Below are 23,264 nucleotides of genomic sequence, written 5' to 3' on the forward strand. Positions count from 1 at the left end.
CTCTTGACGTTGAGTCAAAACTGACCACAAACTGCCGAACTGAAGAACCCGGGCCGCTTGGTTTCTTCGGACTTGCACCAAACTTCATGGCGCTACCTGCACCTCGCAGCACCTTGCAGCACCTCACGGCACTCCCCGGACGACGGAGGCAGCATGGACAGCAGCATGGACAAGCGAAAGCGCAGGCGGGCAGGGCTCGCCGCGGCATGCGCGCTGGTGTGCGCGGTGGGGCTGAGCGCCGCGTCGGGCGGCGCGGCCCTGGCCCAGGCGCCGCGCGCCACCGCGGCGACGCCGATCTACCTGGATACCGATTACTCCTTCCAGGAGCGGGCCGCGGACCTCGTCTCCCGGATGACGCTCCAGGAGAAGGTGCAGCAGCTCAGCACCAACAGCGGACCGGCCATCCCCCGGCTCGGCGTGCAGCAGTACACGTACTGGAGCGAGGGCCAGCACGGCGTCAACAGCCTGGGCGCCGACCAAAACAACGGCGGCGTGCAGGGCGGGGTGCACTCCACGAGCTTCCCCACCAACTTCGCCTCGTCCATGTCCTGGGACAAGGACCTGATGTACCAGGAGAGCACCGCGATCTCCGACGAGGCCCGCGGCTTCGTCGACAAGTCGCTCTTCGGCACCGGGCAGAACAACCTTGGCCCCTCCGCCGACGACTACGGCTCCCTCACCTACTGGGCGCCCACCGTCAACCTCGACCGCGACCCGCGCTGGGGCCGCACCGACGAGGCGTTCGGCGAGGACCCGTACTTCGTGGGCCAGATGGCCGGCCAGTTCATCGACGGCTACGAGGGCAACACCCAGGACGGCACCTCGCAGACCGGCTACCTGAAGGTCGCCGCGACCGCCAAGCACTACGCGCTCAACAACGTCGAGGACAACCGCACCGGCATCAGCTCCGACGTCAACGACACCGACCTGCGCGACTACTACACCGCGCAGTTCCGCGACCTGATCGAACAGGCCCACGTGGCGGGCCTGATGACGTCGTACAACGCGATCAACGGCACGCCGTCCACCTCGGACACCTACACCACCAACGAACTCGCCCAGCGCACCTACGGGTTCGGCGGCTACATCACCTCCGACTGCGGTGCCGTCGGCACCAACTGGCGGCAGTTCCCCGGCGGCCACGACTGGGCGCCGCCCGGCTGGACCACCGACCACGACCCGGACAACCCGACCTGGACCGAGACCGCGACCGGCACCACCGTGCCCGGCCAGGCCGGCGCCGAGGCGTACTCGCTGCGGGCCGGCACCGACCTGAACTGCACCGGCGACGAGGCCACCACCGCCAACATCGAGGCCGCGATCAAGGCCGGCGTGCTCAGCGAGGGCGTGATCGACAACGCCCTGGTGAAGGTCTTCACCATCCGCATGGAGACCGGCGAGTTCGACCCGGCGGGCAAGGTCCCGTACACCAAGATCACCAAGGACCAGATCGAGAGCCCCGCCCACCAGGCGCTGGCCGCCAAGGTCGCCGACAACTCGCTCGTGCTGCTGAAGAACGACAAGCTGCCCTCCGGCGGCGGCCGGCTGCTGCCGGCGGACCCGGCGAAGGCGAAGAAGGTCGTCATCCTCGGCGACATGGCGAACACCACCTCGCTGGGCCTGTACTCCGGCCAGCCGGACCACACCACGAGCCCGGTGCAGGGCATCGAGGACGAGGTGCACGCCGCCGACCCGACCGCCTCGGTGGTCTTCGACGCCGCCGGCACCTCCTCCACCGCCACCTCGCCCGCCGTGCTCAGCGACAAGACCAAGGCGGACATCGCCTCGGCCGACCTGGTCGTCCTGTTCGTCGGCACCAGCCAGGCCAACGCCGACGAGGGCAAGGACCGCACCAGCCTGGCGATGCCCGGCAACTACGACTCGCTGGTCGACCAGACCGCCGCCCTCGGCAACGACAAGCTCGCCCTGGTCATCCAGTCCGACGGCCCGGTCGATCTCGGCGACGTCCAGGCCAAGGTGCCCGCCATCGTCTTCAGCGGCTACAACGGCCAGGCCCAGGGCACCGCGCTGGCCGACGTGCTCTTCGGGAAGCAGAACCCCTCGGGGCACCTGAACTTCACCTGGTACAAGGACGACTCGCAGCTGCCCGACAAGCAGAACTACGGCCTGACCCCCGCCGAGACCGACGGGCTCGGCCGCACCTACCAGTACTTCACCGGCACGCCGACCTACCCCTTCGGCTACGGCCTGAGCTACAGCACCTTCTCCTTCACCGGCATCACGGCGAACAAGACCCAGATCACCGCGAACGGCCAGGTCAAGGTGCACGTCGACGTCACCAACACCGGGAAGACGGCCGGCGCCACCGTCGCCGAGCTGTACGCGGCCACCCCGTTCACCGTCCAGGGCGTGGAACTGCCCAAGGAGCGGCTGGCGGGCTTCGCGAAGACCAAGGTGCTGGGGCCGGGGCAGACGCAGCACCTCACCTTGACGGTGAAGGCCGCCGACCTGTCCTTCTGGGACGCCGGCTCCTCCCGGCAGGTGGTCTACGACGGCCGCTACCGCTTCCAGGTCGGCCCGGACTCCGCCCACCCGGCCGGCCACGCCGACGTGAGGATCACCGGCAGCCTGAAGCCGAAGGTCCAGTACGTCACCGTGCAGCCGGAGAACGTCGTGTACAACGCCGGCGACACCTTCAGCCTCACCGCGAAGAACAAGTGGATCAAGGACGACACCGACCACGCCAAGGAACAGCGCGACACCTCGCTGACCGCGGACGGCGTGGTGGAGGCGGTGAACAACGACCAGTCCTTCGTGGACCTGAAGACCACCAAGGCCACCTACAGGAGCAGCAACCCGGCCGTGGCCACCGTGGACCGCAACGGCACCGTGCACGCCGTCGCCGACGGCGTTGCCACCATCTCGGCCACCGTCGGCGGGGTCACCGGCTCCGCGCCCGTCGTCGTCCGCAACACCGCGGGCCTGGACGCGCCGCCCATCGCCGACGCCGGCACCACCCTGACCGCCACCACCAGCTACACCAACGGCAGCGCCCAGGCGGCGACCGGCGTCACGGCCGACCTCAAGGCGCCCGACGGCTGGACCGTGACGGCCACCACCCCGGCCTCCTTCGACCAGGTCGGCCCCGGCCAGAAGGTCACCACCACCTGGCACGTCACCATCCCCGCGGGCACCGACCCGGCCTCCTTCACCCTGAACGCCACCGTCACCGCCCCGACCGGCAGCTACACCGCCGACGCGCCGGTCACCGTGCCCTACGCCTCGCTGACCGCCGCCTTCACCAACTCCGGTATCAGCGACGACAGCAACACCAAGACCGGCAACCTCGACGGCGAAGGCGCCAGCTTCTCCGCCCAGGCGCTCCAGGCGGCCGGCTGGACACCCGGGAAGACCACCGTGCACGACGGGATCCCCTTCGCCTGGCCGGCCACGGCCGGCACCGGCGACCCCGACAACGCGGTGGCCACCGGCGAGGCGGTCAAGATCAGCGGCTCCGGCGCGAAGCTCGGCTTCGTGGGCGCCAGCGCCTTCGGCGCCACCTCCGGCAGCGGCACCATCCTCTACACCGACGGCACCACGCAGACCTACGCGCTGGCGCTCGCCGACTGGTGGTCCACCACGCCCTCCCAGGGCAGCGACATCGCCGCCACCACGCCCTACCTCAACAACGGCGGCGGGCAGCAGAACCAGAACGTCCACATCTACGCCGCCACCGTCGACCTGCAACCCGGCAAGACCGTGCAGGCCCTCACGCTGCCGCACGTGAGCGACGGCGTGGTCGACCACCAGGTCGCCATGCACATCTTCTCGGTGGGCATCGGCGGCTGACCGCACCACCGCCACCGAACCCCGGGGCCGGCCGCAGCGCCGCGACCGGCCCCCTTCGGCGTGCCCCCACCCTCGGAAACACCCGCGGAACGCGCCGGAACACCCCTTGCCCGCACGACCCCGGGCCGCCCCCTGTCCGGAATCCGCCGGACGGGCACGCACACGGAAGGAACCATGGACACCCCGCACGAGAACCCCAGCTCCGCCCTGGTCCCGACGCGCCGCCACCTCCTCGGCATCGGCGCCGCCACCGCGGCCGCCCTCGCCCTGCAACCGCTCGGCAGCGCCCGCGCTGTCGCCGCTCCCGGAACCGCCCCCGCCTCGGCCCCGAGAACCGGCGGTGCCAGGGTCCTGCGCTCGCTCAACGGCACCTGGGACTTCCAGCCCGCGGCCGCCGGCGCCGCCTACCCGCCGCCGCAGGACGGCTGGGCCGCCATTCCGGTGCCGGCCGAGTGGAACATGGACTCCGGCCCCTTCGCCACCGCCTGGCACGCCTACGACCTCTTCGGGACGCCCGCCGAGTGGACCACCGCCGACACCGCCTGGTACCGGCGCAGCGTCACCGTGCCGGCCTCGGCGAAGGGGCAGCGGATCGTGCTGCGCTTCGAGGCGGTCAACTTCGAGACCACCGTCTTCGTCAACGGCACGCAGGTCGCCCACCACCTGGAAGGGCTGCTGCCCTTCGAGGCCGACATCACCGACCAGACCGTCTTCGGCGGCGCCAACACCGTCCACCTGCTGGTGCGTTCGCCCGGCGCCGCCGCCCGGCAGTCCGACGGCTACCACCACCCCGCGGGCTCCTGGTGGGGCCAGGAGGCGGCCGGCATCTGGCAGGACGTCTGGCTGCTGGCCCGCAACCCCGTCTCGGTGGCCGGCACCGCGGTCACCACCTCCGTCACCGACCGCACCTTCGGCGCCACCACCGGCCTGCGCAACGACTCGGCCGCCGACACCGCCGTGCGGGTGGACCACACCGTCTGGGACGGCGCCCGCCAGGTGATGCGGCTCAGCCGCGTGGTGACCGTGCCCGCCGGCGGCACCGCCACCGTGGAGGAGTCGGCCGGCTGGCGCAGCCCGCGGCTGTGGAGCCCGGCCGACCCGCACCTGTACGAGCTGCGGATCGACGTCCGCGCCGCCCGCGGCGGCCCCGTGCTGGACTCCACCGTGGAGCGGTTCGGCTTCCGCGAGGTCACCGTGGACGGCCCGGCCCTGCTGCTCAACGGCGAGCCCCAGCTCCTGCGCGGCGACTCCTGGCACTACATGGGCTCGATCCAGAACAGCCGGGCCTACGCCGAGCTGTGGATGACGATGGCGATGGCCGCCGGCGTCAACTACATGCGGCTGCACGCCATGCCCTACCCGCCGGTCTACTACGACGTGGCCGACGAGCTGGGCATGATGATCGTCGGCGAGTCCGGCATCTACGGCTCGTCGGGCAACTACGCCATGAACGCCGCCGACTTCTGGGACAACTGCGCCACCCATCTCCGCGCGCGGGTGGTGCGCGACCGCAACCACCCCTCGATCATCGCCTGGAGCGCGGAGAACGAGATGCTGGCCGCCTTCGGCCAGAGCTGGGCCCCGCAGGTGGCCGCCCTCAAGCCCGCCGTGCTCGCCGAGGACACCACCCGCCCGGTCTACTTCGAGGGCGACGGCGACCCGCAGGGCGCGGGCGACCTGCGCAGCACCCACTACCCCCTGGAGATCACCACCGGCAGCACCGCGATCCCCGAGTCGGCCCGCGCGCTGGCCCCCGGCCAGTCCCGCGGTGACGAATGGGACCGCAAGAAGCCCTTCCTCATCAGCGAGTTCAGCTCCATGTACTACGCCAACCCCTCCGACGTCAGCACCCTCGGCGGCTCGGCGGCCTACGCCGACCTGGACGGGCTGTGGTCGGCCCACGCGCTGACCGTCCGGGCCCAGATCGAGGGCTTCCGCTACGCCGGGATCACCGCCATCTCGCCCTGGAACACCGTCTGGTACGGCATGCAGCCGCTGCCCTTCGACGGCACCTCGGTGCCCCAGGCGGACAAGAGCGGCTCCGGGCCGCGCCTGAAGCGCGTCGGGCCGTTCGCCGCCACCCTCAACCCCGGCTTCCAGCGCGGCCTGCCCGACTACCGGCCCAACCCCATCCACGACGCGGTGGTCCGCGTCTTCCAGCCGGTCGCCGCGCTCGCCCTGGACTACCGCACCCACTACTTCGGCGGCACCACCCTCGCCAAGGACCTGATGGTCTGCAACGACACCGCCGCCGCCCAGAAGCTCACCGTCGCCTGGAGCCTTTCCGGCAAGGGCATCCCCACCCGCAGGGGTTCGGCGAAAACCACGGTGCCGGCCACCGGGCGCACCACGGTGACAGCGAAGCTGGCGCTGCCCACCGTGCGCCAGGACACCGCCGCCACGTTGAAGATCACCGTCTCCGGCGGCGGCTCCTTCACCGACGAGATCGCGCTGAGCCTGCACCCGGCGCCCGCCGCGCGCCTCGCAGCCCCGCTCAAGGCCGCCGTCCTGGAGGGCGGTTCGGGCGCCGCCACCACGCAGGCGCTGTCCGCCCTGGGTGCCACCGCCCGCACCCTGCCCGACCTGTCCGCGCTGCCCGACCCGGCCTCCGGCGAGGTGCTGGTCGTCGCCGAGGGGGCCGGGCCGACGGTGAGCGAGGACGACCGCACCGCGGTGGCCGCGTTCGCCGCGGCCGGCGGCCAGGTGCTGGTGCTCGCGCAGAGCGCCTTCCCGCAGCTGCTGCCCTGGCCGCAGTTCACCATCGGCAGCCGGCAGACCGTCACGCACGTGGCCGCCCCGCACCACCCGGTGCTGGCCGGCATCGGCGCCGACGACCTGCGCTGGTGGCACACCGACGACGAGTCGGTCGTGTCCACCCTGCTGCTCAAGCCGCGCTTCGGCAGCCTGCTCTCGCTCGCCGACGCGGGCCCCGCGCTGGCCGCCGGCGCGCTCGCCGAGGCCCGCTTCGACAAGGGCCGCTACGTGCTGTGCCAGTACCCGGTGGTGGCCGCCCAGGCCGCCGAGCCGGTCGCGGCCCGCCTCCTGCGCAACCTGCTCGGCTACGTGGCCGCCCCGGCGCAGCCGACCGGCCGTCTCGGCGTCCTGACCTCCGACGCCAAGGGCGCGGCCGCCCTCACCCTGAAGGCGGCGGGCGCCGACGTCACCGTCATAGCGGCCGTGGACGACGCCGCCCTGCAGGCCGCCGACATCCTGCTGGTGGACGCCTCGGCGGGCAACGACACGCAACTGGCCTCGCTGAAGGCGGCCGCCGGCGCGGTCGGCACCTGGCTGGAGGCCGGCGGCACGCTGTGGATCAACGGAGCCACCCCGGACACGCTGCCCGCCGTGGCCGGCTTCCTGCCCTCGGGCGCCGCACTCACCGCCCTGGACGCCGACCACCAGCACGGCGCGGTGGTCACCGGCCGCTCCCCGCTCACCGGCGGCATCAGCAACGCCGACCTTGACTGGCCCGGCGCCGGCAGCGCGCTCGCCGGCTACGGCCTGACCGCGCGCGGCGGCACCAGCGCGGCCGACGCCAGGGCCGTGTCCTGGAGCCAGTTCAGCTCCGGCAACGAGCAGACGAAGTACGGCAAGGCGGCCCACAGCACGGTCGGCTTCACCGCCTCCAGCGTGCTGTGGCACACCAGCCGGGGCAAGGGCCGGGTGGTGGTCGACCAGCTGCAGTGGCCGACGCGCAACGCCCTGCCGACCCAGGTGGGCCTGGCCGCGGTGCTGGCCGCGAGCCTGGGCGCCGCCTTCGCGGCGGGCTCCGGCTCCGGCGAACTGCCCACCACCGGCTGGAAGGGCTTCACCAACCCGGCGAGCGGCAACCCCGCCGACGCCTTCGACCGCAACCCCAGCACCCGCTGGAGCAGCGACGCCCTGCGGCAGCCGGGCATGTACTACGGGCTCGACCTCGGCGCGCCGCACACCATCGACAAGATCGTCTGGGACGCCTCCGCCTCCAGCGGCGACGTACCCGGTGCGGCCGATCTGATGGTCTCCACCGACAACGCGGCCTGGACCACGGTGCTGAGCCTGTCCGACACCGCGCCCTACACCGCGGGCGGCGTCATGACGCTCACCTTCGACCCGGTGGACGCGCGCTACCTGAAGGTCGTCAACACCAAGGCCGCCGGGCTGTACCTGTCGGTGCACGAGATCTACGTGTACGCGGTCCAGTAGCCGGCCGCCGACGAGCCTGCCGGCGGCGGTGGTCAGGACCCGCCGCCGGCAGCGGCACCCGGGGCGCGCCGGGCGGGGGCGGTGCGGGGCCATGGGGGTCCGCCCGGCCCGCCCCACCGCGCACAAGGGCGCTCCGGCGCGTAACCCCCTGACCCGGGCGGCGCGCCGGAGCGCCGGTCTTCGTGCGGGCGGCCGCGCGCGGTGCTGCGGCGGCCCGGTGCCCGCGGACCCCGGAAGCCGGGGGCCTCGGGCAGTCAGGACATCGGGGGCCTCAGGGCGTCAGGAGGACGAGCTGAAGGCGGAGTCGAAGGAAGCCGCGGGCGGCTCGATCGCCGCCAGGGCGCGCACGTGCGCCAGGGCCTGCGGGGCGCCCAGGGCGCGGTCCATCCCCGCGTCCTCCCACTCCACCGAGATCGGCCCGTCGTAGCCGATGCTGTTGAGCATGCGGAAGACCGGCTCCCAGGGCACGTCGCCGTGGCCGGTGGACACGAAATCCCATCCGCGGCGCGGATCGCCCCACGGCAGATGGGAGCCCAGCCGGCCGTTTCGCCCGTTCAGCTGCTTGACGGACTCCTTGCAGTCCACGTGGTAGATGCGGTCCTTGAAGTCCCACAGGAAGCCGACCGGGTCGAGGTCCTGCCAGACGAAGTGGCTCGGGTCGAAGTTCAGGCCGAAGGCGGGCCGGTGGCCGATGGCCTCCAGGGTGCGCACCGTCGTCCAGTAGTCGTAGGCGATCTCGCTGGGGTGCACCTCGTGCGCGAAGCGCACCCCGACCTCGTCGAAGACGTCCAGGATCGGGTTCCACCGGTCGGCGAAGTCCTGGTATCCGCGCTCGATCATCTCCGGCGGCACCGGCGGGAACATCGCCACGGTGTGCCAGATCGACGACCCGGTGAAGCCGACGACCGTGTCGACCCCGAAAGCCGCCGCGGCCCGCGCGGTGTTGCGGATCTCCTCCGCGGCGCGCTGCCGCACCCCTTCCGGCTCCCCGTCGCCCCAGATCCTGGCCGGCAGGATGCCCTTGTGGCGCTCGTCGATCGGGTGGTCGCACACCGCCTGGCCGGTCAGGTGGCAGGAGATGGTCCAGCAGCGCAGCCTGTGGCGCTCCAGGGTCTCGCGCAGCCGCGGCAGATAGGCGTCGTCGGACAGCGCCGCCTCGATGTCGAAGTGGTCGCCCCAGCAGGCGATCTCCAGGCCGTCGTAGCCCCACTGCGAGGCGAGCCGGCACACCTCGGTGAACGGCAGGTCGGCGAACTGGCCGGTGAACAGGGTGACGGGTCGGGCCATGGCGTCCTCCAGGCGTCGGGCCGGTCGGTGGGGGTGGGGCGCTCAGCGCGTCCCGGGGGCGTCCACGGGGATGTGGACGCCCAGCGCCGCCGCGCTCGCCTCCACCGCCGCCAGCACCCGCTGGACCTGCAGGCCCTCGGCGAAGGACGGGTGCGGGTCCTCGCCCGCGGCCACCGCGGTGACGAAGTCGCGCACCTGGTGGGTGAAGGTGTGCTCGTAGCCGAGCAGATGCCCGGGCGGCCACCAGGCACCGGCGTAGGGGTGCTCGGGCTCGGTGGCCAGGATGCGGCGGAAGCCGGCCGTGGCGGAGTCCTCGGTGCGGTCGTGGAAGGCCAGCTCGTTCATCGCCTCGGCGTCGAAGGCGATGCTGCCCAGCGAGCCGCTGACCTCGATCCGCATCGCGTTCTTGTGCCCGGTGGCGAACCTGGTCGCCTCGAACACCCCGATCGCGCCGCCCTCGAAGCGCGCGGTGAACACCGCGGCGTCGTCCACCGTGACCGCGCCGCGCTCCGCCGAGGCGGTGCCGGACAGGCCGCTGGCGCTGGCGGGCAGGGGCCGCTCGGTGACGAAGGTCTCCAGCAGGGCGCCCACCGAGGAGATGGCCTGCCCGGTCAGGTACTGGGCCGCGTCGATGCTGTGCGCGCCCAGGTCGCCCAGGGCGCCGGAGCCGGCCTGCTCCTTGCGCAGCCGCCAGGCGAGCGGGAACTGCGGGTCCACCAGCCAGTCCTGGAGGTACTGCGCGCGTACCTGGTGGATGCGGCCGAGCCGGCCGTCGGCGATGAGCCGGCGGGCGAGCGCGAGCGCGGGCACCCGGCGGTAGTTGAAGCCCACCATCGAGCGGACGCCGCCGGCCCGGGCCGTCTCGGCGGCCTGCGCCATCCGCGCCGCCTCCGCCACGGAGTTGGCCAGCGGCTTCTCGCACAGCACGTGCTTGCCCGCCGCCAGGGCAGCCAGGGCGATCTCGGCGTGGCTGTCGCCGGGCGTGCAGACGTCCACCACGTCGATGTCGCTCCGCTCGACCAGCGCCCGCCAGTCGGTCTCGAAGGAGGCCCAGCCGTAGCGTTCGGCGGACTTCGCGACCGCCGCGGCGTCGCGGCCGCAGACCGCGGTCAGCTCGACCGGGCGCGGCAGGTCGAAGAAGCGGCCGGCGGTGCGCCAGGCGTGGGAGTGGGCGGCGCCCATGAAGGCGTGGCCGACCATGCCGACCCGCAGGGGCGGCGCGCCGACGCCGGCAGGGGAGGGCGGGGGCGGCGGGGGCGGCGGGGGTGGCGTGGATGGCGCGGGATGCGTGGGCAAGGTGGCTCCTCCTGGCGGCCCGTCCCAATCGTTATTCATCCGGCATCGACTGAAACTCTTCGTGTTGGATAGAACAGTTCGTGAGTTTCTGCCTGAACTTTGTCATAAGTCAAGGCTCTTGACGGGACGAACGCCAACTCGGCACGGTGCTGTCGGCGATATCGACGGTATCCACGGTGCCGCCGGTCTCGGGACGCCGGTGGCGCCCTCGGCACCGGCGCCGCCACCGGTGCCGGCGGCACACGTACACACCCCGGGGGTCATGATCGAAACGCCAGTCAACCTGCGTGAGGTAGGAAGGCTACGGGTCCTGGAGGCCCTGCACACCACGGCGCGCAGCAGCCGCCCGGAGCTGGTCCGCGTCACCGGCCTGTCCCGGGCCACCGTCTCCTCGCTCATCGCCGACCTGATCGCGATCGGCCTGGTCACCGAGGACGAGGGCCCGGAGGACCCCGAGCCGCGCCGCACCGGCCGCCCCGCCCAGTCCCTGTCGCTGGTGCCGACCGCGGGGTACGCCATCGGCGCCGACATCGGCCACCAGCACGTCCGGGTGATCCTGTGCGACCTGTTCGGCGCCGTGCTGTGGGAGCACTGGGTGGCCAAGGAGGTGGACCGGGCGCCCGAGGAGACGCTCGACCTGGTCGCCGTCCTGGTCAACCGCGCCCTGCAGGAGACCGGCGTGGACCGCGACCGGGTGCTGGGCATCGGCGCGGGCATCGCCTCCCCGGTGGAGAAGGGCAGCGGCGCCCTGGGCGCGGAGGGCATCATGCCCGGCTGGGTCGGCATGCGGCTCACCCACGAGCTCCAGCTGCGCACCGCCCTCCCCGTGCGGGTCACCAACGACGCGAACGCCGGGGCGCTGGCCGAGCGGATGTACGGCGCCGGCCGCCACACGGGCGACATGGTCTACGTACGGCTGTCGGCCGGCATCGGCGCCGGCATCGTCAGCAACGGCCGGCTGCTGCTGGGCGCGCGCGGCCTGGCCGGCGAGATCGGCCACCTGCCGCTGATCGCCGACGGGCTGATCTGCCGCTGCGGCAACCGCGGCTGCCTGGAGACCGTGGCCAGCCCCGTCGCCATCGCCCGCCTGCTGTCCGACAGCTGGGGCCAGCCGGTCGCCCCGCGCGACCTGCCCGCGCTGATCGAGCAGCGCAACACCGGGGCGCTGCGCGCCGTCCGGGACGCCGGCGACGCCGTGGGCCGGGCGCTGTCCACCCTGGTGACGCTGCTCAACCCGCGGCTGATCGTGGTCGGCGGCGACCTCGCGGGCGCCGGCGAGGACATCCTGGAGCCGATGTGGGCGGGGGTGCGGCGGCACACCCTGCCATCGGCGATGGAGAGCGTGGAGATCGTCACCGGCGGCCTCGGCGACGGGGCGGAGGTGCGCGGCGCCGCGGGCCTGGTGCTCGCCGACGCCCCCCAACTGCTCTCCGCGGCACCGGCCGAGCAGCCTGCGGCGGCGGGTGAGCGGGCCGAGCCCGCCTGAACCGCCGCCGTACCGGGGGCCCGTACGGACCGTCCGCGCGAGGGGGCCGTACGGCTCCGGCGGTGCCTTCCCGGCGGCCACAATGGGACCCATGGAACCGATCATCTCCGCTGCCGAACTGGCTGCACTGGTCGAGCGGGCCGCGCCGGGCGGGGCCGGCGCCGCGGACCTCGCCCTCCTCGACGTCCGTTACCGCATGGGCGGCCCGACCGGGCACGGCGAGTACGCGGGCGGCCACATCTCCGGCGCCCGCTACGTCGACCTGGACACCGCGCTCGCCGCGCCGCCCGGCTCCCGCGGCCGCCACCCGCTGCCCGACCCCGCGGTGTTCGGCGCCGCGATGCGCGCGGCGGGCGTCGGCGCGGGGAGCGAGGTCGTCCTCTACGACGACTGGAACGGCTGGGGCCCCGCGCGTGCCTGGTGGCTGCTGCGCTGGGCGGGCCACGAGCGGGTCCGCGTGCTCGACGGCGGCCTGGCCGCATGGAAGGCGGCGGGCGGCGTGCTGAGCACCGAGGAACCGCCGCCTGGCGACGGGGACTTCGAGCCGCGCCCAGGGGCGCTGCCCGTGCTCGACGCCCAGGGCGCGGCCGAACTCGCCCGCCGCGGCCTGCTCCTGGACGCCCGCGCCGGCGAGCGCTACCGCGGTGAGACCGAGCCGATCGACCCCGTCGCGGGCCACATCCCCGGCGCCGTCAACGCCCCCACCACCGAGAACACCGGCCCCGACGGGCGCTTCCTGCCCGCGCCCGAACTCGCCGCCCGCTTCGCCGCCCTGGGCGCGAAGCCGGACGCCGAGGTCGGCGTGTACTGCGGCTCGGGCGTCTCGGCCGCCCACGAACTGCTCGCCATGGCGGTCGCCGGACTGCCCACCCCCGCGCTCTACGTGGGTTCCTGGAGCGAATGGGGCGCCGACCCCGCCCGCCCGGTCGCCACGGGCCCCCAGCCGGGCTGAGCCGCGTCCGCAAGGGGCCCCGCGCCCAAGGGCGCCGAAGTCCTCCCCCGTGGGGGCGGGGTCAGCGCCCATGGTGTGCCGGCCCCGCGTCCCTGGCGTCCAGGCACCGCACCCATGGCGCCGGGCCCTGACATCCAAGGGGTCCGGGCATCGCACCCATGGCGCCGGGCCCTGACATCCAGGGTGCCCAGGTCCCGCGCCCATCGCCGTGGCTCCCGGTCCTCTCGACACGCTGGGCGCGCGCAAAGCGTTCCCGGGCACGCGTAAGGGGCAGCTTCCAAAGAAGCTGCCCCTTACGGCCGTCGGCTCCCGGTTCGAGGGCGGCCCGTCCTGCCAGGCCCCGGCCTACTCCTGCTTCTTACGGCGGCTGCCGAAGACGATCTCGTCCCAACTCGGCACCGTGGCGCGGCGGCCCGGGCGCACCCCGTCGGCCTCGGCCTGCCGGTCCGTGGTGCCGACCAGCCGGTCGCGGTGGCCGGCCACCGCCCGCGGCATCAGGACGTCCGCGTACGCCGACCCGGCGCTGGCCGCGGGGGCGGCCTCCTCGCCGCTCTCCTCGGCCTCCTCCGCCGCGGGGGCGGTCTCCTGCGGGCCGGGCGGGGGAGCGGGCACGACCATGTCGCCGCGGAAGCTCGGCACCGCCTCCAGCAGGCTGGTCAGCGAGTCGCGCTCCTCGGGCGGCTCCTCAGCCCTGGCCTCGCGGTCCTGGCGGTCGCCGCCGGTGCGCTCCATGGCGCGGTCCAGCGGCCGGTCCCGGGGCAGCCGGGCGATCCGCGGCACGAAGGGGAAGCTGGGCTCCTGGGCCTGTGCCTGCGTGGTCTCGCCGATCAGCGAGCGGGCCTCGTCGTCCACCGCCTGCACCAGGCGGCGCGGCGGGTCGTAGGTCCAGCTCGCCGAGTGCGGCTCGCCGGCCACCCGGTAGACCAGCAGCACCTCCCAGGTGCCGTCGTCACGCCGCCAGGAGTCCCACAGGACGGTGTCCTTCTCGGCACCGCGCAGCAGCAGCCGCTCGGCCACCGCCTCGCCGAGCTGCGGGCCGGTGGTCTCACCCTGGCGCCGTACGGGGGTCTTGCGGGCCCGCTCGGCCATGAACGCCCGCTCGGCCAGCACCGGCCCCTCGAACCGGCGCACCCGCTCCACCGGGATGCCGGCGAGCTGGGCGACCTCCTCCGCGGAGGCACCCGCCCGTATCCGGGCCTGGATGTCGCGGGGCCGCAGATGGCTCTCGACCTCGATCTCGATCTGGCCGAGGCGGGCCCGGTCGTTGCGCACGGCAGCGCGCAGCCGCTCGTCGATCGGGAGGGTGTACTCCGTGCTGTCGGCAGCCTTGAGCACCAGTCGTGTGCCGTCGTTGCTGACGGCCACGACGCGCAGTTCGGGCACGGTTACCTCCCGGGTGGTGCCTGCCGACGTCACGTGCGTCGCTGCTCCCGTTGTCACGAGTGTGGCCTGCCCGGGTGCAGCGTGCCACAACCTTACGGAGTTGCCCGGCGTGTCGGGCCCGCATGGTGACACGCCGTTATGGGAAGGTCGTCGATTGGCCACCCAGCGTGACCGTGGTGCGGCACCCCGGGACGAGCGCTGCCGACTCCCTACCCGACTGTCTTCCGGACGACCGGCCGGGCGCCGGAAGCCAGGATTCGTCACGGTACTCCATTCGGGCCACCGGGGGGTGGGTGCCACACCGTCGAATCTCCTTCGGGGGGCGGGAGTTGGGGTGACCCGGCTCACAAAGGACGGCCGCGCGCCCCGGGCAAATACGGACGTACGGCCCGAATCACCTAGTCGCCCAGGACGCGACGGAGGTAGTCGTTCCGGAACAGCCGTCCGGGGTCCAGGCGTTGCCGCAGCTCGGCGAACTCCTCGAACCGCGGATAGGCCGAACGGAGGTATTCCGCGTCACGGGTGTGCATCTTGCCCCAGTGCGGCCGCCCGCCGTGCGCGACCATGATGCGCTCCACCGCGGTGAAGTACTCCTGGTAGCGGCTGCCGCGGTACATGTGGACGGCGATGTAGGCGCTGTCCCGGCCCGAGGCGGTGGACAGCGCGATGTCGTCGGCCGGCGCCACCCGCACCTCCACCGGGAAGCTCACCCGCAGCCCGGAGCGCTCCACCACCGACTTCAGCTCGCGCACCGCCGCCACCGCGGCCTCGCGCGGGACCGCGTACTCCATCTCCACGAACCGCACCCGGCGCGGGCTGGTGAAGACCTTGTAGGGGATGTCGGTGTAGGTGCGGGCCGACAGCGCCCGGCTGGAGATCCGCGCGATGCCGGGGATCGCCGCCGGCGCGGCCCTGCCCAGCGCGCAGGCGGCGCGGAAGGCGCCGTTGGAGAGCAACTCGTCGTCGATCCAGCCGCGTACCGCGGGGACCGGGGTGCGCGGGCCCGCGCTGCGGTTGTTCCGCTTGGTGGTGCAGCCCTCGGTGTGCGGGAACCAGTAGAACTCGAAGTGCTCGTTCTCGGCGACCAGTTGGTCGAACTCCGCGGTCACCCGGGCGAAGGACATCGGCTCCTCACGGGCGGTGAGAAGGAAGATCGGCTCCACCGCGAAGGTGATCGCGCTGACCACGCCGAGCGCGCCGAGCCCGATCCGCGCGGCGGCGAACACCTCGGGGTGCTCCTCGGCGGAGCAGGTGAGCACCGAGCCGTCGGCGGTGACCAGTTCGAGCCGGGCGATCTGCGCGGCGATGGAGCCCGAGTCGCGCCCGGTGCCGTGGGTGCCGGTGCTGGTGGCGCCCGCGACGGTCTGCTCCATGATGTCGCCCATGTTCGTCAGCGACAGGCCCTCGGCGGCCAGCAGGGCGTTCAAGTGGCGCAGCTGGACGCCCGCTTCGGCGGTGACGGTCCCCGCGGCGCGGTCGACGGACCTGATCGCGGTCAGCCCCTCGGGGAGCACCAGCACCCCGTCGGTGGCCGCCGCGGCGGTGAAGGAGTGGCCCGAGCCGACCGCCTTGACGCTCAGCCCGTCCTCGGCCGCCTTGCGCACCACGGCGGCGAGTTCGTCCACCGACGCCGGCGCGGCCACCCGCCGCGGGCGGGCCGTGACGTTCCCCGCCCAGTTACGCCACACTCTCGTCCTCGCGGGACCCCGCGCCCCGCGCCTGCCCGGCAGTGCCGCCGCGCCCGCCGTCCTGCCGGCCCCGCCCGCCGTCCCGCCCGCGCCGCTCGTCCCGCCCATCGCCGTACGTCTCCTCCCGATCCGGTGCCGGCCGCAGCCGGCGGTACCCGAGGAACGCCACCGCCGCGGCGGCGGCAGCCGCCACGGCGGGCACCGCGAAGGCCGCCGAGGCGCCGCGCGCGTCGATCAGCCGACCGGCGAGCGCGGCACCGGCGGCGACGCCCACCGCGAGCCCCGTGGAGGTCCACGTGATGCCCTCGGTCAGCCGCCCCCGCGGTACCAGCTGCTCGACGAGCCCCATGGCCGTCACCATGGTCGGGGCGATCGTGGTGCCCGAGACGAACAGCGCCAGTGCCAGGAACACAAGGTTCCCCGCAAGCAGGGGGAGGATCATACTCACCGCCATGGCGGTGATCCCCCACCGGAACCGCCCGGCCACGGTGCCGCGGGGCCGGACCAGCCCGAAGACCAGGCCGGCCAGGCACGAGCCGAGCGCGTAGGAAGCGAGCACCAGGCTCGCGAGCGCCTTGTGGCCCCGCTCGTCGGCGAAGGCCACAGTGGTGACGTCGATCGCGCCGAAGATCGTGCCCGTGCCCACGAACACCCCGGCCAGCACCGGCATCCCGCGGGCCCGCAGCGCCGAGCCGCCGGTCAGGTGGGCATGCGGGTGCGGGGCCGGCTCGGTGGCGCGCTGCGCGGTGAGCAGCAGCACGCCGATCCCCAGGAAGCAGGCCGCGAGCAGTGGCCCGGCCTCGGCGAACCACACCGTGCACAGCCCGATGGACAGGATCGGCCCGACGATGAAGACGATCTCGTCCACCACCGACTCCACCGAGTAGGCGGTGTGCAGCAGCTCGGGGGAGCCGCGGTGGATCTCCGACCAGCGGGCCCGCACCATCGCGCCCATGCTCGGGGTCAGCCCGGCGCCGACGACGCAGGCGAAGAGCGTCCAGTCCGGCGCCCCGGACCGTACGCACAGCAGCAGCCCGGCGACCGCCGCGACCGTCACCGCGGTGACCGGGCGCAGCACCCTGCGCTGCCCGTACCGGTCCACCAGGCGCGAGACCTGGGGCCCGCACGCGGCACCCGACAGGGCCAGCGCGGCCGACAGCGCGCCGGCCAGCCCGTACCGGCCGGTGACCTGCGAGACCATCGTCACGATCCCGATGCCCAGCATCGACAGCGGCATCCGCCCCACCAGCCCGGCGGCGCTGAACGCCTTGGCGCCAGGGGTCGTGAAAACGGCGCGGTAAGGGCTGGTCACGTGAGGCTCCCCGGCGGCGGCTCCGCCGTGTCGGCAGGGCCGCGAAGGGCCCCGCGCACAGGACGAGATCGGTGGTGGTTACAGATTACGGGGCGGTGGCAACCGGTTTTCGACCACGGCCGACGGCTGCGGGCGCGCTCCCACGGCCCGCCTCCGCGGCGCCCCCGGCCGCCGGCTCGACCCCTGCCCGCTCACTGTCCGTCCACCGTCCGACCACTGCCCGGCCACTGCCCTTCCAGCGCCGGGGCTGCCGCCGCGGTCGCCGTCCCGCCCACCGGCCCGGCCGCCGTTTTCCGCCGCGCGACCCCGGGGCGCGTCGGCGCGTTCACCGGTCAGTGGCAGGATCGGGGACATGTCCGATCAGCCCGCCCCCTCCCACCCGGCCCCCGCCGCGGAGCACACCGCCGTCCGCGGCGGCGCCGGCCCCGCCGCACTGCCCGACGCCGGCCCGTACGACGCCCTGCTGCTGCTCTCCTTCGGCGGTCCCGAGGGGCCCGACGACGTCGTGCCCTTCCTGGAGAACGTCACCCGCGGCCGCGGCATCCCCCGCGAGCGGCTGAAGGAGGTGGGCCGGCACTACTTCCTGTTCGGCGGCGTCAGCCCGATCAACGCGCAGAACCGCGAGCTGCTGCACGCGCTGCGCAAGGACTTCGCCGAGGCGGGCCTGGACCTGCCGGTGTACTGGGGCAACCGCAACTGGGCGCCCTACCTCACCGACACCCTGCGCGAGATCTCCGCGGCCGGGCACCGCCGGGTGCTGGTCCTGGCCACCAGCGCCTACGCCTCGTACTCCGGCTGCCGCCAGTACCGCGAGAACCTGGCCGCCGCGATGTCCGCGCTGGCCGACGAGGGCCGCCCGGTGCCCCGGGTGGACAAGCTGCGCCACTACTTCAACCACCCCGGCTTCGTGCAGCCCATGGTGGACGCGACCCTGACCGCGCTCGCGGAACTGCCCGCCGGTGTGCGCGAGGGCGCGCGGCTCGCCTTCACCACGCACTCCATCCCGGTCTCCGCCGCCGACACCTCGGGGCCGGTCGCGGGGCACGGCAGCGGCGGCGCCTATGTCGCCCAGCACATGGACGTCGCCCGGGTGGTGGCCGAGGCCGTCAGGCAGGCCACCGGTGTCGAGCGCCCCTGGGAGCTGGTCTACCAGTCCCGCAGCGGCGCCCCGCACATCCCCTGGCTGGAGCCCGACATCTGCGACCACCTGGAGGAGGTGCACGCGGCCGGCGCGCAGGCGGTGGTGATGGTCCCCATCGGCTTCGTCTCCGACCACATGGAGGTCAAGTACGACCTCGACACCGAGGCCGCCGCCAAGGCGGCCGAACTCGGCCTGCCCGTCTCCCGCGCCGCCACCGTGGGGGCCGACCCGCGGTTCGCCGCCGCCGTGCGCGACCTGGTGCTGGAGCGCGCCGCCGCCGAGCGCGGCCGCACCCCCGAGCGCTGCGCCCTGGGCGCCCTGGGGCCCAGCCACGACGTCTGCCCGGCCGGCTGCTGCCCGGCCAGGACCCCCGCGCCCGCCGCCGCGGGCACCGACTGAGGAGCCATTCGCAGATGACCGCACCCGCCACCGGAGAGCCCGGCCGGCCCACCGCCGCAGGCGAGGACGCCGAACTGCTGGAGATCGCGCTGGAGGCCGCCCGCAAGGCCGGCGCCCTGCTGCGCGACGGCCGCCCCGCCGACCTCGGCGTCGCCGCCACCAAGTCCAGCCCGATCGACGTCGTCACCGAGATGGACATCGCCGCCGAGAAGCTGATCACCTCCTTCATCGGACGGCTGCGCCCCCAGGACGGCTTCCTCGGCGAGGAGGGCGCCAGCAGCGAGGGCACCAGCGGCATCCGCTGGGTGATCGACCCGCTGGACGGCACCGTGAACTACCTCTACGGCCTGCCGTCCTGGTCGGTCAGCATCGCCGCCGAGCGCGACGGAGAGGCCGTCGTGGGCGTCGTGGAGGCCCCCATGCGCCGGGAGACCTACCAGGCCGTCAAGGGCGGCGGCGCCTACGTCGAAGGGGTGCGGGCGCACTGCAGGCCCGCGCCCGACATGGAGCACGCCCTGATCGCCACCGGCTTCAGCTACCTGCGCGAGCGCCGGGTGGCGATGGCCGAGGTGGTCAAGGTGCTGCTGCCGCAGGTGCGCGACATCCGGCGCGGCGGCTCGGCGGCGATCGACCTCGCCGACGTCGGCTGCGGCCGGCTGGACGCCTACTACGAGCGCGGCCTGCACCCCTGGGACATGGCCGCCGGCGCCCTCTTCGCCCGCGAGGCGGGTGCGCTGACCGGCGGCCGCCCGGGCCTGGCCCCGGCCGAGGAGCTGACGGTGGCCGCCCCGCCCGGCCTGTTCGAGCCGCTCCAGCAGATGCTGGAGGACCTGGGCGCCTGGCACGACTAGCGGCGCCCAGCAGTGGGCCCCGTGCGGGCATGCGAACGCCCCGGCACCTCGCAGGTGGCCGGGGCGTGCGGCGTGCGGGCCGACCGCGCGGTCAGGCGACCTTTTGCCGTACGTCCACGCCGTGCTCGGCCGCGAGGCGGCGCAGGTCGTCCAGCTCGCTCTCCTCGACGTCGGCGAGGAATTCGTCACCTGTCTCCCGGGCCCGGCGCAGGTCGGACTCCGCGGTGTGAATGCGCTGCAGGATTCCGGTCGTGAACGCGTCCATGGCGCCCCCTCGTCGTCTTCGTTGACACGGGGTGTGTCAAGCCGCATGCCACGCGTGGGACACGCGGGGCACAGCATGGTGGGTGGGTTACAGCCGTCCTCCCCACCCCGTCCGCCGTGGAAACCTCACCGACCGCAGGGAAATTTCCGCGACTGCGGCGCGGATCGCCGCATACACCGTGCGCAGCCGCCCCTTACCGCCGATTTACGGGCCCGCGGTGCAGGATGGAGAAGAATCCCCACAGCTCACGGAAGGACAGCGCCTTGCGCGTACTGGTCGTCGAGGACGAGCAACTGCTCGCGGACGCGGTTGCCACCGGCCTGCGCCGCGAGGCCATGGCCGTCGACGTCGTATACGACGGCGGTGCCGCGTTGGAGCGCATCGGCGTCAACGACTACGACGTGGTCGTCCTCGACCGGGACCTGCCCGTCGTCCACGGCGACGACGTCTGCCGCCAGGTGGTCGGCCTCGGCCTGCCCACCAGGGTGCTCATGCTCACCGCGGCCGGCGACGTCAGCGACCGGGTCGAGGGACTGGAGCTCGGCGCCGACGACTACCTGCCCAAGCCGTTCGCCTTCACCGAGCTGACCGCCCGGGTGCGCGCCCTGGGCCGCCGGACGACCACCGCGCTGCCGCCCGTGCTGGAGCGTGCCGGCATCCGGCTGGACCCCAACCGCCGGGAGGTCTTCCGGGACGGCCGCGAGGTGCACCTGGCGCCCAAGGAGTTCGCCGTCCTGGAGGTCCTGATGCGCAGCGAGGGCTCGGTGGTCTCCGCCGAGCAGCTGCTGGAGAAGGCGTGGGACGAGAACACCGACCCGTTCACCAACGTCGTGCGGGTCACCGTGATGACCCTGCGGCGCAAGCTCGGCGAGCCCGCGGTGATCGTCACCGTGCCCGGCTCCGGCTACCGGATCTGATCGCCCATGTCGCACCCCGCCTCCCCCGGCCCCCACACGCCCCGCACCCCGCCCCCCGGGCCGCCGGCCCGTCCCGCCGGACCGCCCGGCGGCGCCACCGCGGCCGACCCGCCCGCGCGGCCCACCACGCCGCCCGGCGCCCCGCCCCGCCCCGCCTGGGACCCGCACCCGCACGGGACCCCGCCGCCCTGGCTGCGCCCGACCATCCGGATACGCCTGACCGTCCTGTACGGCGGCATGTTCCTGATCGCCGGCGTGGTGCTGCTGTGGATCATCTACCTGCTGGCCGCCCAGGCGATCAACGAGGGCAGCTCCCTGCCGTTCCGGGTGACGTCCGCCCCGCTCACCATCGTGCCCAACTACTGCGTGGCCACCAGCAAGAGCAACGACATCGCCACCGCGGTCGCCACCTGCATGCAGCACCAGCGGGACATCGCGCTCAACACCCTGCTCAAGCGCTCGCTGCTGGCGCTGATCGGCCTTGCGGTGGTCGCCTTCGCCTTCGGCTACGTGATGGCCGGCCGCGTGCTCGCCCCGCTCGGCCGGATCACCCGCACCGCCCGCGGCGTCGTCAGCTCCGACCTCAAGCGCCGTATCGAGCTGGACGGCCCGGACGACGAGCTGAAGGAGCTCGCCGACACCTTCGACGGGATGCTGGACCGCCTGGAGCGCTCCTTCGACGCCCAGCGCCGCTTCGTGGCCAACGCCTCGCACGAGCTGCGCACCCCGCTGGCGATCAACCGCACCCTGCTGGAGGTCCAGCTCGCCGATCCGGAGGTCTCGCCCGACCTCCAGCAGCTCGGCCGGACCCTGCTGGCCACCAACGAGCGCAGCGAGCAGCTGGTGGAGGGCCTGCTGCTGCTCGCCCGCAGCGAGAACGAGATCGTGGACCGCAAGCCCGTGGATCTCGCCGAGGCGGCCTCCAGAGCGCTGGAGCAGACCCGCGCGGAGGCCGACGGGCGGCATGTGGAGCTGCGCGAGGCGCTGGCCCCCGCGGTCGTCCAGGGCAACGGCGTGCTGCTGGAGCGCATCGCGCTCAACCTGGTGCAGAACGCCGTGCGCTACAACGAACCCGAGAACGGCTGGGTGGCGGTGACCACCAGTGCCGAGCCGGGGCACGCGCTGCTGGTGGTGGAGAACACCGGGCCCGTGGTGCCGGCGTACGAGGTGGACACCATGTTCGAGCCCTTCCGGCGGCTGCGCTCCCAGCGCACCGGCAGCGACAAGGGCGTGGGCCTCGGCCTGTCCATCGCGCGTTCGGTGGCGCGGGCGCACGGCGGCGTGATCACGGCGGAGCCGCGCGAGGGCGGTGGCCTGGTGATGCGCGTGGCGATCCCGCTGTGAGCGGGCCCGCGCGTGATGCTCCCGGTGGGAGCCGGGCCGCGGGCGCGCCACCGGCGCGGTGGGGGCGGGGTGCGGGCGAGGCATGGGCGACGCGAGGTGTGGGCAGCCGAGGTATGGGCAACTCCGCAGGAACCGCCCCGCAGACCGTCTGCGGCCCCGCCGGCAAGCCCGCGCAGGGCCCGTGAGCTGTCACGATGTCCCGCCGGGCGGGCCGTACGGGCGACTGTGAAGCGTGTCACTCCGCGAATGCGGGCTGCGACCGGCGACGCGCCGGGGGCTGTTCGCTTTGCGAGTAATCGCGGCATTCGTGCCGGGCGGCGAATCACTGTGACGCATTGCACACATCCCTCGCCCCGCCTGTACGCTCGGTGATCGCAGATCTGGGAGAAACGGCGGTAAATCCAATGTTTCCGCAGGTCATGATCACGGGAAGTACACGTGAAGGCAGTCGGGGCGGACGGGTTTCGGACCGCCACGGATCATGATCGGCCACCCGTGCGATCACCCCTTCAGGGGCGTTCTCGGGTGTCGATTGAGTAACGGGCCTTGATGTGAGGCAAAATCTCCGCCTCGGGTCGGGCACAAGTCCGGCCTCCCGCGCGTTACGTGCGCTGGAGACACCACAGACACCCACAGGGGGAGAGCGAAATGGCTACGGATTACGACACCCCACGCAAGACCGACGACGATGTCAACGAGGACAGCATCGAGGAACTGAAGGCCCGGCGGAACGAGAAGTCCACCTCCGCCGTCGACGTCGACGAGTTCGACCAGGCCGAGTCCCTCGAGCTGCCCGGCGCCGACCTGTCCAACGAGGAGCTCTCGGTCCGCGTGCTGCCCCGGCAGGCGGACGAGTTCACCTGCATGAGCTGCTTCCTGGTGCACCACAGGAGCCAGCTCGCCTCGGAGAAGAACGGCAACCCGATCTGCCGCGACTGCGCGGCCTGA

General features: G+C 73.5%; 15 protein-coding genes. 9 read left to right on the forward strand and 6 right to left on the reverse strand.

The genetic code is table 11. The features are described from left to right. The first annotated feature begins 153 nt into the window (after nt 1-153). Together BLR33_RS25455 and BLR33_RS25460 are read left to right on the forward strand one after the other, a co-directional pair. Nucleotides 154-3,810, forward strand: a complete 3,657-nt coding sequence (locus BLR33_RS25455; RefSeq protein WP_218136699.1) for a glycoside hydrolase family 3 C-terminal domain-containing protein — start codon at nt 154-156, stop codon at nt 3,808-3,810. A 174-nt stretch (nt 3,811-3,984) separates the two neighbouring features. Further along, nucleotides 3,985-7,995, forward strand: coding sequence for a glycoside hydrolase family 2 protein (locus tag BLR33_RS25460; protein ID WP_093786933.1), 4,011 nt, complete (start codon nt 3,985-3,987; stop codon nt 7,993-7,995). A gap of 279 nt (nt 7,996-8,274) precedes the next feature. On the opposite strand, the gene BLR33_RS25465 is transcribed toward BLR33_RS25460, so the two are convergent. Both BLR33_RS25465 and BLR33_RS25470 read right to left on the reverse strand, forming a co-directional pair. Beyond that, on the reverse strand, nt 8,275-9,282 hold the full coding sequence (locus BLR33_RS25465; RefSeq protein ID WP_093786934.1) for a sugar phosphate isomerase/epimerase family protein: 1,008 nt from the start codon (nt 9,280-9,282) through the stop codon (nt 8,275-8,277). A gap of 42 nt (nt 9,283-9,324) precedes the next feature. Next, nucleotides 9,325-10,482: a Gfo/Idh/MocA family protein gene (locus BLR33_RS25470; protein WP_245771665.1), complete on the reverse strand. Its 1,158-nt coding sequence runs from the start codon at nt 10,480-10,482 to the stop codon at nt 9,325-9,327. Between the two features lie 358 nt (nt 10,483-10,840). Here BLR33_RS25470 and BLR33_RS25475 point away from each other — a divergent pair, with 358 nt between their 5' ends. Beyond that, a complete protein-coding gene (locus tag BLR33_RS25475; RefSeq protein ID WP_093786936.1) occupies nt 10,841-12,064 on the forward strand; it encodes an ROK family transcriptional regulator in 1,224 nt (407 codons plus the stop codon). Between the two features lie 91 nt (nt 12,065-12,155). Next, nucleotides 12,156-13,016, forward strand: coding sequence for a sulfurtransferase (locus tag BLR33_RS25480; RefSeq protein ID WP_093786937.1), 861 nt, complete (start codon nt 12,156-12,158; stop codon nt 13,014-13,016). A gap of 345 nt (nt 13,017-13,361) precedes the next feature. Here the strand turns inward: BLR33_RS25480 and sepH are convergent, their stop codons facing one another. The 3 genes from sepH to BLR33_RS25495 all read right to left on the reverse strand — a co-directional run bounded on the left by sepH (nt 13,362) and on the right by BLR33_RS25495 (nt 17,399). Continuing rightward, the gene (sepH, locus tag BLR33_RS25485) at nt 13,362-14,432 is read right to left on the reverse strand and encodes a septation protein SepH (protein WP_093786938.1); all 1,071 of its coding nucleotides are present in this window, start codon (nt 14,430-14,432) and stop codon (nt 13,362-13,364) included. A 365-nt stretch (nt 14,433-14,797) separates the two neighbouring features. Then, entirely contained in the window at nt 14,798-16,087 is a 1,290-nt protein-coding gene (locus tag BLR33_RS25490; protein ID WP_245771658.1) for a D-arabinono-1,4-lactone oxidase, read from the reverse strand. Beyond that, nucleotides 16,077-17,399, reverse strand: a complete 1,323-nt coding sequence (locus BLR33_RS25495; RefSeq protein WP_093786940.1) for an MFS transporter — start codon at nt 17,397-17,399, stop codon at nt 16,077-16,079. Before BLR33_RS25495 ends, BLR33_RS25490 begins: the two co-directional genes overlap by 11 nt. A gap of 352 nt (nt 17,400-17,751) precedes the next feature. Here BLR33_RS25495 and BLR33_RS25500 point away from each other — a divergent pair, with 352 nt between their 5' ends. Together BLR33_RS25500 and BLR33_RS25505 are read left to right on the forward strand one after the other, a co-directional pair. Then, nucleotides 17,752-18,939 carry a ferrochelatase gene (locus BLR33_RS25500; RefSeq protein WP_093786941.1) on the forward strand — a complete coding sequence of 396 codons (1,188 nt, stop codon included), beginning with the start codon at nt 17,752-17,754 and terminating at the stop codon, nt 18,937-18,939. Nucleotides 18,940-18,953: 14 nt separating this feature from the next. Continuing rightward, nucleotides 18,954-19,790 (forward strand): inositol monophosphatase family protein, encoded by an 837-nt coding sequence (locus BLR33_RS25505; RefSeq protein ID WP_093786942.1) that lies wholly within the window; start codon nt 18,954-18,956, stop codon nt 19,788-19,790. A 91-nt stretch (nt 19,791-19,881) separates the two neighbouring features. Here the strand turns inward: BLR33_RS25505 and BLR33_RS35315 are convergent, their stop codons facing one another. Further along, on the reverse strand, nt 19,882-20,055 hold the full coding sequence (locus BLR33_RS35315) for a hypothetical protein (protein WP_176930463.1): 174 nt from the start codon (nt 20,053-20,055) through the stop codon (nt 19,882-19,884). Between the two features lie 263 nt (nt 20,056-20,318). Between BLR33_RS35315 and BLR33_RS25510 the strand changes: the two genes are divergently transcribed. The 3 genes from BLR33_RS25510 (at nt 20,319) to BLR33_RS25520 (ending at nt 23,264) form a co-directional block, all read left to right on the forward strand. Continuing rightward, nucleotides 20,319-20,972 carry a response regulator transcription factor gene (locus BLR33_RS25510; protein WP_093786943.1) on the forward strand — a complete coding sequence of 218 codons (654 nt, stop codon included), beginning with the start codon at nt 20,319-20,321 and terminating at the stop codon, nt 20,970-20,972. Between the two features lie 6 nt (nt 20,973-20,978). Continuing rightward, a complete protein-coding gene (locus BLR33_RS25515; RefSeq protein WP_093786944.1) occupies nt 20,979-22,316 on the forward strand; it encodes a sensor histidine kinase in 1,338 nt (445 codons plus the stop codon). Between the two features lie 648 nt (nt 22,317-22,964). Then, entirely contained in the window at nt 22,965-23,264 is a 300-nt protein-coding gene (locus BLR33_RS25520) for a DUF4193 domain-containing protein (protein WP_033173914.1), read from the forward strand.

The organism is Actinacidiphila guanduensis (genome assembly GCF_900103985.1).
GTDB classification, from domain to species: Bacteria; Actinomycetota; Actinomycetes; order Streptomycetales; family Streptomycetaceae; genus Actinacidiphila; species Actinacidiphila guanduensis.

Excerpts from the sequence above, each read along its gene's own strand:
- BLR33_RS25465 (WP_093786934.1), bottom strand. The coding sequence starts at position 9,282 with ATGGCCCGACCCGTCACCCTGTTCACCGGCCAGTTCGCCGACCTGCCG.
- BLR33_RS25455 (WP_218136699.1), top strand. The coding sequence starts at position 154 with ATGGACAGCAGCATGGACAAGCGAAAGCGCAGGCGGGCAGGGCTCGCC.
- BLR33_RS25500 (WP_093786941.1), top strand. The coding sequence starts at position 17,752 with ATGTCCGATCAGCCCGCCCCCTCCCACCCGGCCCCCGCCGCGGAGCAC.
- BLR33_RS25475 (WP_093786936.1), top strand. The coding sequence starts at position 10,841 with ATGATCGAAACGCCAGTCAACCTGCGTGAGGTAGGAAGGCTACGGGTC.
- BLR33_RS25515 (WP_093786944.1), top strand. The coding sequence starts at position 20,979 with ATGTCGCACCCCGCCTCCCCCGGCCCCCACACGCCCCGCACCCCGCCC.
- BLR33_RS35315 (WP_176930463.1), bottom strand. The coding sequence starts at position 20,055 with ATGGACGCGTTCACGACCGGAATCCTGCAGCGCATTCACACCGCGGAG.
- BLR33_RS25480 (WP_093786937.1), top strand. The coding sequence starts at position 12,156 with ATGGAACCGATCATCTCCGCTGCCGAACTGGCTGCACTGGTCGAGCGG.
- BLR33_RS25470 (WP_245771665.1), bottom strand. The coding sequence starts at position 10,482 with ATGGTCGGCCACGCCTTCATGGGCGCCGCCCACTCCCACGCCTGGCGC.
- BLR33_RS25505 (WP_093786942.1), top strand. The coding sequence starts at position 18,954 with ATGACCGCACCCGCCACCGGAGAGCCCGGCCGGCCCACCGCCGCAGGC.
- BLR33_RS25460 (WP_093786933.1), top strand. The coding sequence starts at position 3,985 with ATGGACACCCCGCACGAGAACCCCAGCTCCGCCCTGGTCCCGACGCGC.
- BLR33_RS25520 (WP_033173914.1), top strand. The coding sequence starts at position 22,965 with ATGGCTACGGATTACGACACCCCACGCAAGACCGACGACGATGTCAAC.